Genomic DNA, 14,216 nt, shown 5'->3' with positions numbered 1-14,216 from the left:
CCTGCCCGACAGGCCTCATCCCTCTCAAGGATCTGGATCTCAGATTTGAAGCAGCAGTTTCTCAGCTCCCTTTTCGCCTTGCGCTCCTATTTCGACTGGCTGCCTGCGCAGCTTGTCTCCATTCTCATGCTTATCGTGCTGGCGACGGTCTCTTTCTACGCCAGCAAGCTCGTTTCAGTGATCATTCTGCGCATCTTCGGCAATCGCGAAGACGCCGTGCTGCGCAAGATCATTCTGGCAATGAGACGACCGGTACGGGTGATGGTTGTGCTCGCGGTGCTTCTTTCGGCATTGCCCGCGGCGTCAGGGTTTACTTGGGAAACCACGCAGCTCCTGCAGAAGCTTCTGCTCTTCATGGGCATTCTGATGGTCGGCTATGCGGCCATTGTTGCCTTCAGAATCATGACAGAAGCCTATCTGCAGCGGATCACGTCGCGCGATCATTCCGACGACATCATGATTCGCACCCATCAGACACAGATAAGGGTGCTCAGGCGGCTGACGGAAATACTGGTCGGAATCGTGACCGTTGCAGCAGCACTCATGACGTTCGATTCAGTACGGCAATATGGCGTCTCGCTTTTTGCGTCCGCAGGCGCCGCGTCGCTGGTGGTCGGTCTTTCTGCGCGCGGGTTGCTGACGAACCTTCTCGCAGGGGTACAGATTGCCATTACCCAGCCGATACGCATGGAAGATCTGATTATCATCAATGGGGACTGGGCATGGGTTGAGGAAATTACCTCCACCTATGTGGTGCTGCGCGTCTGGGACTGGCGACGCCATATCGTGCCGATTTCCTATTTTCTGGAAAATCGTTTCGAAAACTGGACGCATAACTCGGCGGCCATCATTGGCGTCGTGTTTCTCTACGTCGATTATGAGGCGCCAATCGAGACGATCCGCGGTTTCCTTGGCGAAATCATCAAGACCTGCCCGTTATGGGACGGCAAGGTATTCGATTGTCAGGTGGCTGATTGCGATGCGCAGACATTGAAGATCCGTATCATTGCCAGCGCCCGCAACGCCCTGCAAAGCTGGGATCTGCGCTGCGATATCCGGGAAAAAATCATTCTGCGCATGCGCGCCGAGTGCCCCGAGGCCCTGCCGAGATCGCGTTTTGCTGTAGTGCCCCCGCGGCCAGGTGAAGAGGCCTGGCCTAGTGCCGATGCCATCTCACCGCCAATCGATCGGCCACCGCCCGGCTCTTATATGGGGCCAGGAACGGTCATGCCTCGGGGAGGCGCAGATCTCTGAGGAAAAAGCGTCTCATGAAGGTTTTGACGCTGTGCCAGTGAAGTTCGAAAATTGTCATTTATCCTGTCTCCTGAGGAAACAGACATACGCGAAACCGGGCGCCTGTATGGCAATTATTTCACGAGAGTGTCATATTCTTTGACGATCCGGTTTTGGGTTTCCTGTTCGGATACCAGGCCTTTCTGATAATTTATCTCACAAAATCAGTGACTTACTTCTTTTGCTGTAATGAATGGAGCCGGTCTGCGGGTGTTAATATTGGGTTCGAAACCGATAATATGCCCGGATCACACTTAGGGGAGTGCCATACGTGACCACCTATCTCGTTGTTTATGAAAAAAAAGAAGGCGAATCCTACGACGCCGTCGAGCAGAAGCTGTCTGGCTTTGGTGAAGTTTTTCATGAAATCGATAATTTCTGGATCATAGCGTCCAATCTGATCATTTCAGATCTGCGCGATGTCCTGGCGAAGCTTCTGCCGCCAGACGCCAAGCTTATGGTCACGAAATATGTACCGCATAATGCCATGGAGATGGGTGCGGCAGCCTGGCACGGTTTTACCCTGCCTCAGGAGAGCTGGCTCGCAGGGCGTCTGTGAAAATTGAAAAGGGGGCGCTCATGAGCGCCCCGTGCGGGAGGTATGTCAGGGTTTCCTACTGATCCCGGTTTTCAGTCGCCCTTATGCTCGTCGAGATGACGAGCATAGAGTGCCCCGATTGCAGCCGAGGCGAGGCGTGCCGTGGCATCATCGGCGCGGCTGGTCAGCAATACGGGTACTTTCGCCCCCATCACGATTCCCGACGTTGCGGCCTTGCCGAGAAAAGCGAGCGTCTTGACGAGAATATTGCCTGATTCGAGATCAGGAGCGATGAGGATCTGGGCGCGGCCCGCGACAGGGGACTCGACCCCTTTGATCTCGGCCGATTCAAGGCTGACGGCAACGTCCATGGCCAGGGGGCCATCCAGCACGCCGCCGGTAATTTCCTTGCGGTCCGCCATCTTGCACAGGCTCGCAGCATCGAGCGTGCCCTGAATTTTGGTGTTGATCGTCTCCACTGCCGAAAGCAGGGCTACACGGGGTGTGCCCAGTCCGAGCGCGTGATGCAGATCGATGGCGTTCTGTATGATATCACGCTTGGTTGTGAGATCAGGCGCAATGTTGATGGCGGCGTCCGAGACCAGAAGCAGGTCGGGATAATCTGGCACGGCAATACAGAAGACATGGCTCATGCGTCGCTTCGTTCGCAGTCCGCTCTCCTGCCTGATAACGCCAGCCATGAAAGTATCGGTGTGCAGGCTCCCTTTGGTGAGACCGCGCACGACGCCTTCATGCACGAGCGCAACGGCATGCTTTACGGCAGCTTCAGGGGTTGCAGCCTGTTCGATGCGCATTCCCTCAATGTCGAGGCCATACCGCGCCGCTGTTTTCTCGATCTTCTCGCGATCGCCGACGAGTATGGGCACGATGATGCCATGACGCGCCGCTTCGACAGCGCCACCAAGCGCATGGCTGCTGCAGGGCCAGACAATGGCGTAGGGTACCGGGCCAAGCTGGGATGCCTTGGTAACGAGGGCGCGCATCAGCGCATGCTGTTCGGGGAAAATGGATGAGAGCCTGTCGTCAGACGATGCTGGCTTCGACCTGGTTGTGCTTGAGGGCATGAGGCTGGTGCTCCTGATACAGGATCATTCGTCAGACACAGGAGCACGAGACGCTCCCCATTGCTGACGAGCGGAAATTGGATGCGGAAAAACAGCTGAGCGGATCGGGAGAAGCGGCAGACCGCATCATCGCCGCCGACAGGCCCTGCGACAGGGGGTGAGTTTGGCGCAGGATTATGGCGTGATCAGCACTCTGCATAGGCTCTTCATATCAGACACACTGCAATTGCGGCGGATCAGCTTTTCTTGAGCTTGTGATCAAACCGTGAATCGGGTCCGGAAATCATGCCGCTATGGTCAACCGACCTTATGCCGGGCTCGAAGTGCTGAGTTTCATGACACCGGCATTGAGCTTGCCCTGCACCTTCGGCAAATGCCCAGGAGCCAGGTTATCTGTCGGGAAGCTTTCAATCGTCTCATGCAGGCGAGCGTGAGGGGCGATCGAGACGGTATAGGCGTCTGGATACCCTGTCTTGCCCGTTTTGTTTATGTGTCAGGCCTCGGCGATGCCTTTAAGCATGAAGAGCAGATTTTTTCCGGTGCGCGGAGGATATATGCATTAGAGCGGTCAGTGCAACGACCGACGGCTGGACTGCGACTTGACCATGCCAATGGCCATGCGGGCGAACATGAAAAGGAGTCCTCCGATAAAGAGGCCTTCGCCGAGCATGTCGAGGAGATCGCTCAGAACCGTTGTCCCGTAGGGCGAGAAGATTCCCAGTGCAGAGGATATTGCCCAGACACAGAGCGCAGCGAGAATGAAGATTGAATTTTTCAGCATGCAGGTTCCTTACAAAAAAATTCACATTATTCACGAAGCGGTGCGGGGTGGGAGTTAACGTAGATTAACGAGTAAACTGCAAGTGTTTTTTTGCTGAAAATCCGATTCAGCCAGAAAAATGCTTAATTTAATATAGTAACTTTCTTGCATTTGCATTGGTCGAGGCCCGTATCCTTCACCGAAAACAGTCCCCCGTTCACGCAAAGCGGTGCCGATTCTTTTACAGGGGAGGGTGGATCTTTACCGATGAATAATGTGTTTTTGACCTTTATTTGTCGTCATTATTAACGAGTCATAGATTATTTGTCATCTCTTCTCGTTTCGTAATGACTATATCGTCATGATCTTGGTTTGCGACATTGTCCAATTCTCCCGCGTCGGTTGTCCCGCAGTTTTGTGGCGCAGAACTCGGCCTAGGCGCCTTTGCGGAGGCAAAGGTGAGGAGGAGACCAATCACGTTTCACGATCACGGTTATGTGATTCGTCAGTAATTACGCGACTATCCGGGCAGGGTTGCAATTTGCAACGGCGGTAACGGTGCTGTTGCGTGCGCTCAGAGCAATGGGCGTGGGTGGTCGACGAAAACCAGCCTCAGCTTTCGTCGTGATGAATCATGTTTGCTTCTGCAGTTCCAAGGTCGGGTCTCGCAGCCTGAGGCCTTACAATCAATTACCCAGCTTTTGTGTGTTTTCGGTCGTCTGTTGAGTCGCTGGAGGCTTCCTGCGCCGATCCCGCGTATCGGATATGCGCTATATATTCGTGGGGGTGCGGCGAGCTTGTGTCAGCTTTTCTGCGCGTCGTTGCTGGCACTAATCCGCCAGACCTTCAAAGCGATTTGACCAGACAGGGTTGTGTGGGACTCAGGGGCCGCGCTTTCGGCTTGATAGATAAGTTCGCACTTCAAGGGGGAGGGGGTGATGCCATGGGCTCTTGGCTTTTTGTCCGGGCACGCGCTTGAATAGTCGCTGCTGGTGCGACGGCTGACAGAGCTGGCTGTCATAAAGGCGGATCATCATCCGCGCAGCTTATTCAGACGCTCCCGTTCACCGGAGGGAGGCCGCGTGGCGCGAGAAGGTGGCTCGGGGGGAAAGAGATGCCTGTGGCGCGGAATGTCAGCCGGCCATGGCCAGGCTGGTCACACAACTCTGACCCGGGAATGACAATCGCTCGGTTCAGGCGTTTTTAAAATACGAAACGCGATCGCATAACATCGAGCCATTGCATTTTAATTCTATATTTTAGGAGGTTTCGACGGACCGGATGGTGGGCGCAACAGGGATTGAACCTGTGACCCCTACCATGTCAAGGTAGTGCTCTACCGCTGAGCTATGCGCCCATCCGGTCCGTGAGCGGCGTTTTAGCGGGCGTTGACGGGGCTGGCAAGATGGGTTTTTTAAAAAAATCACCAAACCGGAAAAAAAATGACTCATGGCGCTCCGGCGGAGCCAGATCTCTGTCTTTCAAAGAATTTTGTGCTGCATGACGTGGGCGATCCTGCCTCGCCACTGGTGATGGCATCGCCGCATTCCGGACGTTGCTATCCTGAGGCCTTCCTGAAGCAGTCGCGTCTCGATCTGCTCTCCCTTCGCCGTAGTGAAGATGCCTATGTCGATGTGCTGTTCGACTATGCACCACAATATGGTGTGCCACTTCTCTGTGCGTCATTTCCGCGGTCCTATTGCGACGTGAACCGCTACGCCTGGGAACTGGATCAGGGGATGTTTCGTGAGCGTCTCCCGGAAGGCAGCCTCACCAATACTGACAAGGTGCGAAACGGGCTCGGGATGATGGCGCGTATCGCCGGGGCAGGGCGTGGTATCTACCGTCATCAGCTCCCGGTTTCTGAAGCCTATGAGCGCATCGCTTCCTGCTGGCTACCTTACCATGAGGCGCTCGAAGCAATGATTGAACGCAGTCTCACGCGTTTTGGCGTTTGCCTGCTGATCGACCTGCATTCCATGCCGAGCCTACCTCATCTGCGTCTGCCCGATATCGTTCTGGGCGATCTCCATGGAAAAAGCTGTGCCGGGTCCATCGTGGATGGCGTGGCGGCCTGCATGGCGAGGGCCGGATTTTCAACGGGGCGCAACCGGCCTTATGCTGGCGGCTACATAACCGCGCGTCACGGTAACCCGTCGGGCGGTGTGCATGTCATTCAGATGGAGATAGGGCGCGGGCTCTATCTTGATGAGCCGATTGTTCAGCCCTCAGCGGCTTTCAGTACCGTGCGTAGGCAATTCGAGGGAGTTTTGCCGGAAATGATCGCGCTCGCGCGCGGGATAGAGCCAGTGAGCACCGGGCGCGCCTGCGCCTGACAGGTGGGCCTGACGATCAACTCCGGCTGATTACGAAGCAAGGGGGCTCGATTGATGCTACCAAGCTGTGTTTCAAAGAGTGCCCTGCTGGCGGAACGACATTTCGTTGTGCCGGTTAAGCATATGGTATTTCACAAGACTGGAAGACTTGCCCCATGACCCTTTCCCCAGAAGAGCGCCCGGATATTGTCCTGATCGGTGCGGGTGTCATGAGTGCGAGTTTCGCCGCGCTGATCCGTTCTCTCGACCCGTCTCTGACGCTCAGCGTGTACGAGACGCTCGATTCCTGCGCGAGGGAGAGTTCGGAGGCATGGAACAACGCTGGCACCGGTCATGCTGCCTATTGCGAACTCAACTATACGACGCGCCGCAAGGATGGCAGCATCGATATCGCCAAGGCGCTTGATGTAAATACGGAATTCGATCTGTCGCGTCAGCTCTGGGCCCATCTGGTCGAAAAGAACTGGATCGAAGATCCTTCTGCCTTCATCCGCAATTGCCCGCATATGAGCTTCGTGCGGGGGGCGGAGAATGTCGCGTTTCTGCGTGCCCGCTATGAAGCCATGGTGAAGCATCATTGCTTCGATACGATGAGCTATACCGAAGATCCTGCCAAAATCGCGGAATGGGCACCACTCATGATGGGCCGACGCGCATCTGGCGAGAAGCTCGCCGCAACGCGTGTGACCGAAGGCACGGATGTGGATTTCGGGACATTGACGCGGCTGCTTTTCTCAAAGCTCAAGCAGAAGCAGGGCGTCGCTCTTCACTATTGTCACAAGGTGACCGCTCTCTCACGCGAACCCGGTGGACGCTGGCGGGTGACCACGGTGAATACGTCGACCGGTGAAACCAAAAGTGTTTCTGCCGGTTTTGTTTTCGTTGGGGCAGGTGGCGCTGCGCTCGATCTGCTCAAGCGCGCTGATCTGCCTGAAGCGCATGGTTATGCCGGCTTTCCTGTCAGCGGGCTTTTCCTGCATGCTGACAACCTCGATCTGTGCCAGCGTCATACAGCCAAGGTCTATGGCAAGGCGGCGGTCGGCTCGCCGCCCATGTCCGTACCGCATCTCGATACCCGCGTGATTAGGGGCAGGCCTTATCTGCTTTTCGGTCCTTATGCGGGGTTCACGACCAAATTCCTCAAATCCGGTAAATGGACGGATCTGCCGCGCTCCATCACGCGCGACAACATCAAGGCAATGTTCGACGTCATGGTCGATAACCGTGATCTGGTGCGCTATCTCGTCGGTCAGGTCATGCAGAAACAATCTGCGCGCTTCGCTGCCCTGCAGGAATTCTACCCCGCAGCGCGTGAGCATGACTGGAACGTAGCGGTGGCAGGGCAACGTGTGCAGATCATCAAAACCGAAAAGGGTCGAGGCACGCTGAAATTCGGCACTGAGGTTCTTTGCGCGCAGGATCACAGCCTGGCTGCCGTGCTCGGTGCGTCTCCTGGGGCGTCGATTGCGGCTTCTGTGGCGTTGCAGGTGGTGACGAAAAACTTTGCCCATCGTCTGCCTGAATGGCGTGAGAAGCTGAAGACGATCATCCCCAGCTACGGCCTCGATCTGCGTCAGGACGCAGAAGCCTGCCGCGCCATCCGCGAAAAGACGGGGAAGGTTCTCGGTGTCTGATTTTGCGGCCGTTCAACCGGTCCTGAAGAGCCATAATCGCCTTATCCGGCCAGCCAGCGCTATCGGGTCCATAGTAGAGGGGCGGGTAGGACTAGCACTATCAACCCATCGTCTCGCCGTTCCCTTCCTGAGCACCGGGCCTGCTTCGCGGCGAGGAGGCCCGATGTGAGGGGCACCGCAACGAATCGTGCGTTGATAAGACAGTTTGTTGCGAGGCCCTGTTCCTGATCTCGTGTGGCGCGTGTGCCTCTGTGTCTGTCGCCAACCCAGTCAGAACAGTTCTGACCGTTCGGGCGCAGTTGCATCCAGCCAGGATTGCAGCGTGTAGGCAGCAGCCATCTTATCGACCACTTCGGCGCGTCGTTTGCGGGTCATGTCGGCCTCCTGAATCAGAAAGCGGTTGACGGCGCTGGAAGAGAGACGCTCGTCCCAGCAGCAGGCAGGCAGATCGAGCCGATTGGAGAGCTCGGTCATCCAGTCCTGTGCCGCACGGGCAGCGGGCCCGAAAGACCCGTCGAGCGAGAGAGGCAGCCCGCAAATGAGGCCTCCAATCCCTTCGCGCTGCACGATCTTTGCAACTTCCTGCGCTGTTTCGCCAAATTTGCCGCGCTTGAGGCTCTTATAGGGCGAGGCCAGCATGAGCGTCACATCGCTCAGGGCGAGGCCGATCGTCTTTTGTCCGGGGTCGAGCCCGAGCAGACGCAGACCGGAGGGGAGGGCTTCACGCAGGGCGTATGGATTGAACAGACTCATGGGAAGGCGTTATGATCTCGCTAAATTCTGGACCGTCGGGATTATCCGCTCACTTTCAGGAAAGTCGATCCTTTATGTCGTTGGAAACGCGCACAGTCAGGCGCATAGCAAAACTGGCCCGAATTGGCCTCAGTGATCAGGAATGCGAAGCCATGCGCCAGGAGCTGAGTGGCATCCTGGGCTGGGTCGAGCAACTGAACGAGGTCGATATCACCGACGTGCCGCCCATGATCGGCACCGGGCTTGCCGTGCCCCGCCTGCGTGAAGACGTCGTGACCGATGGCGACAAGCGCGACGCGGTTCTGGCCAATGCTCCCGACAGTGTCGGGCCCTATTTTACCGTTCCTAAGGTTGTTGAGTGATGCATGATCTGACCCTCGCCTCTGCGCGAAAGGCTCTCAGGGAGCGTCGTCTCTCAGCCGTTGAACTGACCGATCATTTTCTGGCCTCGATCAGGAAGCTCGATGGCGAGATCAACAGCTTCGTGACGGTTACGGAAGATCAGGCCCGCGCGGGTGCCCGTGCGGCCGACGCGCTGCTTGCGACCGACAACGCCCCGTCGCTCTGTGGCCTGCCGCTGGGCATCAAGGATCTGTTCTGCACCAACGGTGTACGCACGACGGCGTCGAGCAACATCCTGCGCAATTTCGTGCCGCCTTATGAGAGCACGGTGACGTCGAACCTGCTGGCTGACGGCGCAATTTTTCTCGGCAAGATGAATCTTGACGAATTCGCCATGGGCTCGACCAACATGACGTCGGCTTTTGGTCCCGTGACCAATCCGTGGCGCCGCAAGAACTCGGATGTGAAGCTCGTTCCGGGTGGGTCTTCCGGCGGCTCGGCTGCTGCTGTCGCTGCCGGTCTGGCTCTGGGGACAACCGGCACCGACACCGGCGGCTCCATCCGTCAGCCTGCAGCATTCTGCGGCATTACCGGCATCAAGCCGACCTATGGTCGCTGCTCGCGTTTCGGTACGATTGCTTTCGCAAGCTCTCTCGATCAGGCCGGGCCGATGGCGCGTACAATGGAGGATTGCGCGATCCTGCTCGAATCCATGGCTGGTTTCGACCCCAAGGACAGCACATCGGTCGATCGTCCCGTGCCGCGCTACGAAGACGCCCTCGAGCGTGGCGTGAAGGGATTGAAGGTCGGTATCCCTCGCGAATACCGCCCCGATACCCTGCCTGCCGATATTGCCGCGCTTTGGGATCAGGGCATCGCCTGGCTGCGTGATGCTGGCGCAGAGATTGTCGACGTCTCCCTGCCGCACACGAAATACGGTCTGCCCACCTATTATATCGTGGCTCTGGCTGAAGCCTCATCCAACCTTGCCCGTTATGACGGCGTCCGTTTTGGCGAGCGTGTCGATGCGGGCACGCTGGACGAACTGTATGAAGCCACGCGCCATGCCGGGTTTGGTGAGGAAGTGCGTCGCCGTATACTGATGGGCACCTATGTGCTGTCGTCGGGCTATTACGACGCCTATTACCTCCGCGCGCAGAAGGTTCGTACGCTGATCCAGCGCGACTTCCTGAATGCGTTCGAGAAGGTGGACGTGCTGCTGACGCCGACCGCGCCTTCGGCAGCCTTCGCTCATTCGGAACGGCCGACCGATCCGGTACAGATCTATCTGAACGATATCTTTACCGTCCCGGCGAGCATGGCCGGTGTTCCGGCGCTGTCGCTACCGGCTGGTCTCGATCACGATGGTCTGCCGCTCGGGCTGCAGCTCATCGGGCGCTACTTTGAGGAAGAGACATTGTTCGCCGCCGGGCGTGTCATGGAAAAGGCAGCAGGCTTTACGTACAAGCCTGCTTTGCATGCGGGAGCATTCGCATGAGCGGCTATATCATCGAAGGCGCAACAGGCCCCTGGGAAATCGTCGTCGGGCTTGAAGTCCACGCTCAGGTCATCAGCCACGCCAAGCTGTTTTCGGGTGCCTCTGCCGAATATGGTGGCGAGCCCAACACGCATGTCAGCCTGATCGATGCAGGTTTTCCCGGCATGCTGCCCGTGATCAATGCCGAGTGCGTGGCGCAGGCCGTACGCACGGGGCTGGGCCTCAACGCCCAGATTCATCTGATGAGCCGTTTTGATCGCAAGAACTATTTCTATGCGGATCTGCCGCAGGGTTATCAGATCAGCCAGTTCGCTCATCCGATTGTAGGTGAGGGGCAGGTCGAGATCGAGCTTGCCGATGGTTCGGTGCGCCATATTGGCGTGACGCGCCTGCATCTTGAGCAGGATGCGGGCAAATCGATGCATGATCAGGATCCGACGCGATCCTTTATCGATCTGAATCGTGCGGGTGTGGCGCTGATGGAAATCGTCAGTGAGCCCGATATCCGCTCTCCGGAGGAAGCAGGGGCCTATCTGCGCAAGCTGCGCCAGATCCTGCGTTATCTCGGCACCTGCGACGGGAACATGGAAGAGGGTTCGATGCGTGCCGATGTCAATGTCTCGGTGCGCAAGGCTGGCGAGGAATATCGCACGCGCTGCGAAATCAAGAACGTCAATTCGATCCGCTATGTCATGCAGGCTATCGAAGTCGAAGCCGCGCGTCAGGTCGAGATCTGGGAAGCTGGCGGCACCGTCGATCAGGAAACACGTCTGTTCGATCACGTTCGCAGCGAAACGCGCTCGCTTCGTTCCAAGGAAGACGCGCATGATTATCGCTACTTCCCTGATCCGGACCTTCTGCCGCTCCTTATCGAGCGCGACTGGGTGGAGGGCCTGCGTGCTGCTCTCCCGGAGCTGCCGGAGGCCAAGCGCGAGCGTCTGGAAAAGACCTATGGCATTTCGCGTTATGAATCGGGCGTCCTGACGGTTGAGCAGGGGATCGCCGATTTCTACGAGACCGTGGCCAAGGGCAGTGACCCGCGTCTGGCGGTCACCTGGATGCTGGGTGATTTCTTTGCAGCGCTGAACAGAACGGGTGCGACGATCGAGACGAGCCCGGTCAAGGCTGAGGGGCTCATGGAGCTTCTGGCGCTGATCACGGATTCGACGATCAACGGCAAGATCGCGAAGGAAGTGCTCGAGGATATGTTCGAGACGGGCGATTCGGCCTCGGTGATCGTCGAACGCAAGGGTCTGCGTCAGGTCACGGATACGGGCGCCATTGAAGCCGAAATCCGGACCATTCTCTCGGCGCATGCCGACAAGCTGGCGGAGTACAAGAGCGGCAAGGACAAGCTGTTTGGTTTCTTCGTTGGTCAGACCATGAAAGCCATGAAAGGCAAGGCCAATCCGGCCATGGTGAACGAGCTTCTGGTCAAGCTCCTCGCCGAGTAAAAAATCTGCAAAAGGGGGGTTTGACGCGACGTTCAAATCCCCCTAGAAGCAGTTCTGCAAACGCCGTGAAAACTGCGTCCCTCTAGGCGGAGGGGTGGCCGAGAGGCTGAAGGCGGCGGTTTGCTAAACCGTTGTACGATGTCAAGTCGTACCGTGGGTTCGAATCCCATCCCCTCCGCCATTTTTCTTCCAGAACTTAATCTGTATTCAGCGCTTACCAATCTTCGGTTCTGGCTGGGCTTTGTTTTAGCCAGATGGCGAAGTATCGCGGTCTCGTTTCGCGATACTGCACTAACGGTTTGATCGCAAAGGGCTGCACGCCGAACTGATGGTTCTGAATCCATTCAGGCGAACTGCTCAGCACGGGCTATCGGAATGCCGGCACGGGATCTGCTGACCCGCCGGGGCAGGAGCCCGGGTAAAATCTTCTGAAGGCGAGAAGGAATGCGCTGTCTGCTGAGCCAGATAGTCGTGATTATCGGATCAGAAAATACCTGCCCAAGCTGGTAATCCATCCAAAGGTTCTGGGCCAGATCGACTGGCAGCAAACGCCGCGATGTGTAGAACAAGTGTCAGACGCCTCACACGAGTTTTGTATAACTCGGTAAGCGTGAAGATTTTCTGAGATTTTCAGGAAATTGGAGGTCCGGGCGGGAATCGAACCCACATACGCGGATTTGCAGTCCGCTACATCACCATTCTGCCACCGGACCGGCTGGTGTGAGAGCTATATCTCTTTACCGGACGTTCGGGTCAAGGGGGTATCTTGGATAAGAATGAGAAATAAGAAGAAATTTCTCTGGTCGCTTAAATATGGCATAGGAATGCGGCGGGACGCCTGATACCGACGAGATGATGACTGTCATCGCGTCACTATGGCGCCGTCCTCATTCGAAAGGGCATCCATGAAACGGGATCAATCCAGGGTCTATACTTCTCTGAGCGTAGGTCTGGTCGTTCTTCTCAAGAGCACGACTGCGCTTGCCCAGACCTATGATGGTAAAGGCTCTCCCGAATTCGTTCCGCACACATTGCAGGAAGCCCTGGCGACAGCTTATCTCACGAATCCGACGCTTCAGCAGGAACGTGCCAAGCTGCGCGCGGCTGATGAGTCCGTTCCAACGGCTCTGGCCGGATGGCGCCCGAAGATTTCCGGTCAGGCAGCCCTGACTTACTATCAGGGCCTCAACGCTTATGGTGCGCAGGGGCCGCAACCCGGGTCGAGTTTCGGTACTCCCGCCTATAATCGCAGTTACGAAACGCCGGGTTATCAGGGTGGAGTCTCCATTACGGAGAATATCTACCAGGGTGGCAAGACGACCGCGCAGACCCATCAGGCAGTCAACACGGTCATGGCTGAGCGCGCTCAACTGATCGAAACCGAGCAAGAGGTCTTCACTGACGTCGTATCGTCCTATCTGGGCGTGGTGCGCGGCGAGCAGCTTCTGCAGATCAACATCAACAACGAGCACGTGCTTGAAGAGCAGCTCAAGGCAACGCAGGATCGTTTTCAGCAGGGCGAAATCACCCGCACCGACGTGGCACAGGCGCAGGCTGCCCTTGCGACCGCAAAGGCCACGCGCCAGCAGGCTGAGGGCACGTTGCGCGCAGCGCAGGCAACCTATTTGCAGGTCGTGGGCGTGCCGCCAGCCCCCAATCTCGTGGCGCCGCAGCCACTAGCCCTTCCGGTCAAGGCAGAGCGGGACGCGGTTGCAGAGGCAACGCGGAATAATCCGACGATCATCAATGCCCTGTTCACTGAGGCAGCCCAGAAGGATAATTTCTCGGTTCAGATGGCGGCCATCCTGCCGAAGATTTCTGCGCAGCTTGGCTACTCCTACGTCAAGAACCAGGGGTACGGACGCATGGTGACCGACAACAAGTTCGGCACCATCAATTTCGATGTGCCGATCTATCAGGGTGGCTCGGAATATGCGGCGGTGCGTGAGGCCCGCCAGCAATATCTCGCGGCTCGTAGGGCGGTGGATATTGCGCGTCGCAAAGCGGCGCAGGCTGCTTCGGCCAACTGGCAGCAGCTCCACTCCTATACAGACTCGATTTCAAGTAACCGTGCGGCTATCGCGGCCAACGTTGTGGCGCTTGATGGCGTCGAGCGTCAGGCAATCGTCGGTACAAGCTCGACCCTCGAGGTATTGCAGCAGCAGCAGACGCTGCTCTCTGCTCAGACGGCGCTCGTGCAGAATCTGAGCGGGCTCGTGCAGTCTTCCTATGCAGTCGCTTTTGCCATGGGGCGGCTGACCGCGGCCGACCTCAAGCTCAACGTGCCGATCTATGACGAGAAGGCCTATTATAATGCAGTCAAGGATCGGCTGTGGGGTATCAATGATTATGCGGTCGGTCAGCCCGGTCGCTGATCATCATAGGGCTGGGCGGGTGATCAGCTCGCCTGTTCATTTGGCTCATATCCGGGGCTCGGTCATGCGCCGCCATGGGGGCCGTTTCGACTTGGTGTATCGCGGACATTTCTAGCTAACTTGCCGGGTGCCGTTCTGGCTTGAAACT

The 14,216-nt window shown here is 57.2% G+C and carries 11 protein-coding genes and 3 tRNA genes; 9 read left to right on the top strand and 5 right to left on the bottom strand.

Going from position 1 to position 14,216, the window contains the following annotated elements:
• Positions 1-45: 45 nt before the first annotated feature.
• Together AA105894_RS00570 and AA105894_RS00565 are read left to right on the top strand one after the other, a co-directional pair.
• Complete coding sequence (locus AA105894_RS00570) at positions 46-1,254, top strand: mechanosensitive ion channel family protein (RefSeq protein ID WP_188426858.1); 1,209 nt, start codon at positions 46-48, stop codon at positions 1,252-1,254.
• A gap of 310 nt (positions 1,255-1,564) precedes the next feature.
• A complete protein-coding gene (locus AA105894_RS00565) occupies positions 1,565-1,852 on the top strand; it encodes a hypothetical protein (protein ID WP_267310046.1) in 288 nt (95 codons plus the stop codon).
• A gap of 71 nt (positions 1,853-1,923) precedes the next feature.
• On the opposite strand, the gene AA105894_RS00560 is transcribed toward AA105894_RS00565, so the two are convergent.
• The 3 genes from AA105894_RS00560 to AA105894_RS00550 form a co-directional block, all read right to left on the bottom strand.
• A complete protein-coding gene (locus AA105894_RS00560; RefSeq protein ID WP_267310045.1) occupies positions 1,924-2,916 on the bottom strand; it encodes a bifunctional enoyl-CoA hydratase/phosphate acetyltransferase in 993 nt (330 codons plus the stop codon).
• A gap of 568 nt (positions 2,917-3,484) precedes the next feature.
• Positions 3,485-3,697: a hypothetical protein gene (locus AA105894_RS00555; RefSeq protein WP_267310044.1), complete on the bottom strand. Its 213-nt coding sequence runs from the start codon at positions 3,695-3,697 to the stop codon at positions 3,485-3,487.
• 1,261 nt (positions 3,698-4,958) lie between these two features.
• Positions 4,959-5,033: transfer RNA gene (locus tag AA105894_RS00550), tRNA-Val, on the bottom strand.
• Between the two features lie 85 nt (positions 5,034-5,118).
• Here AA105894_RS00550 and AA105894_RS00545 point away from each other — a divergent pair.
• The gene (locus AA105894_RS00545) at positions 5,119-6,012 is read left to right on the top strand and encodes an N-formylglutamate amidohydrolase (RefSeq protein ID WP_267310043.1); all 894 of its coding nucleotides are present in this window, start codon (positions 5,119-5,121) and stop codon (positions 6,010-6,012) included.
• Between the two features lie 155 nt (positions 6,013-6,167).
• Positions 6,168-7,646 (top strand): malate dehydrogenase (quinone), encoded by a 1,479-nt coding sequence (gene mqo, locus AA105894_RS00540; RefSeq protein WP_267310042.1) that lies wholly within the window; start codon positions 6,168-6,170, stop codon positions 7,644-7,646.
• A 270-nt stretch (positions 7,647-7,916) separates the two neighbouring features.
• Here mqo and ruvX read toward each other — a convergent pair whose 3' ends face one another.
• Entirely contained in the window at positions 7,917-8,399 is a 483-nt protein-coding gene (ruvX, locus tag AA105894_RS00535; RefSeq protein ID WP_267310041.1) for a Holliday junction resolvase RuvX, read from the bottom strand.
• Positions 8,400-8,473: 74 nt separating this feature from the next.
• Between ruvX and gatC the strand changes: the two genes are divergently transcribed.
• From gatC to AA105894_RS00515, 4 genes are all read left to right on the top strand, one after another.
• Entirely contained in the window at positions 8,474-8,761 is a 288-nt protein-coding gene (gene gatC / locus AA105894_RS00530; protein ID WP_188426851.1) for an Asp-tRNA(Asn)/Glu-tRNA(Gln) amidotransferase subunit GatC, read from the top strand.
• A complete protein-coding gene (gatA, locus tag AA105894_RS00525; protein ID WP_267310040.1) occupies positions 8,761-10,239 on the top strand; it encodes an Asp-tRNA(Asn)/Glu-tRNA(Gln) amidotransferase subunit GatA in 1,479 nt (492 codons plus the stop codon). The genes gatC and gatA overlap by 1 nt, the downstream gene beginning before the upstream one ends.
• On the top strand, positions 10,236-11,693 hold the full coding sequence (gene gatB / locus AA105894_RS00520) for an Asp-tRNA(Asn)/Glu-tRNA(Gln) amidotransferase subunit GatB (protein ID WP_267310039.1): 1,458 nt from the start codon (positions 10,236-10,238) through the stop codon (positions 11,691-11,693). The genes gatA and gatB overlap by 4 nt, the downstream gene beginning before the upstream one ends.
• Before the next feature lie 88 nt (positions 11,694-11,781).
• Positions 11,782-11,874, top strand: a tRNA-Ser gene (locus AA105894_RS00515).
• A 458-nt stretch (positions 11,875-12,332) separates the two neighbouring features.
• Here the strand turns inward: AA105894_RS00515 and AA105894_RS00510 are convergent.
• Positions 12,333-12,406 (bottom strand) — tRNA-Cys (locus AA105894_RS00510).
• 192 nt (positions 12,407-12,598) lie between these two features.
• On the opposite strand from AA105894_RS00510, the gene AA105894_RS00505 reads away from it, so the two are divergent.
• Positions 12,599-14,068: a TolC family outer membrane protein gene (locus tag AA105894_RS00505; RefSeq protein WP_188426316.1), complete on the top strand. Its 1,470-nt coding sequence runs from the start codon at positions 12,599-12,601 to the stop codon at positions 14,066-14,068.
• The last annotated feature ends 148 nt before the right edge of the window (positions 14,069-14,216 follow it).

It is taken from the genome of Asaia spathodeae NBRC 105894 (assembly GCF_025994195.1).
GTDB lineage: Bacteria > Pseudomonadota > Alphaproteobacteria > Acetobacterales > Acetobacteraceae > Asaia > Asaia siamensis.
Note: the sequence above shows the minus strand (reverse complement) of the source record. Positions and strands in the feature narration are given on the sequence as shown.

What these genes read in the sequence shown, in the direction of transcription:
- AA105894_RS00505 (WP_188426316.1), top strand. Translation starts at nt 12,599, where the DNA reads ATGAAACGGGATCAATCCAGGGTCTATACTTCTCTGAGCGTAGGTCTG.
- AA105894_RS00560 (WP_267310045.1), bottom strand. Translation starts at nt 2,916, where the DNA reads ATGCCCTCAAGCACAACCAGGTCGAAGCCAGCATCGTCTGACGACAGG.
- gatC (WP_188426851.1), top strand. Translation starts at nt 8,474, where the DNA reads ATGTCGTTGGAAACGCGCACAGTCAGGCGCATAGCAAAACTGGCCCGA.
- AA105894_RS00555 (WP_267310044.1), bottom strand. Translation starts at nt 3,697, where the DNA reads ATGCTGAAAAATTCAATCTTCATTCTCGCTGCGCTCTGTGTCTGGGCA.
- gatB (WP_267310039.1), top strand. Translation starts at nt 10,236, where the DNA reads ATGAGCGGCTATATCATCGAAGGCGCAACAGGCCCCTGGGAAATCGTC.
- gatA (WP_267310040.1), top strand. Translation starts at nt 8,761, where the DNA reads ATGCATGATCTGACCCTCGCCTCTGCGCGAAAGGCTCTCAGGGAGCGT.
- mqo (WP_267310042.1), top strand. Translation starts at nt 6,168, where the DNA reads ATGACCCTTTCCCCAGAAGAGCGCCCGGATATTGTCCTGATCGGTGCG.
- ruvX (WP_267310041.1), bottom strand. Translation starts at nt 8,399, where the DNA reads ATGAGTCTGTTCAATCCATACGCCCTGCGTGAAGCCCTCCCCTCCGGT.
- AA105894_RS00545 (WP_267310043.1), top strand. Translation starts at nt 5,119, where the DNA reads ATGACTCATGGCGCTCCGGCGGAGCCAGATCTCTGTCTTTCAAAGAAT.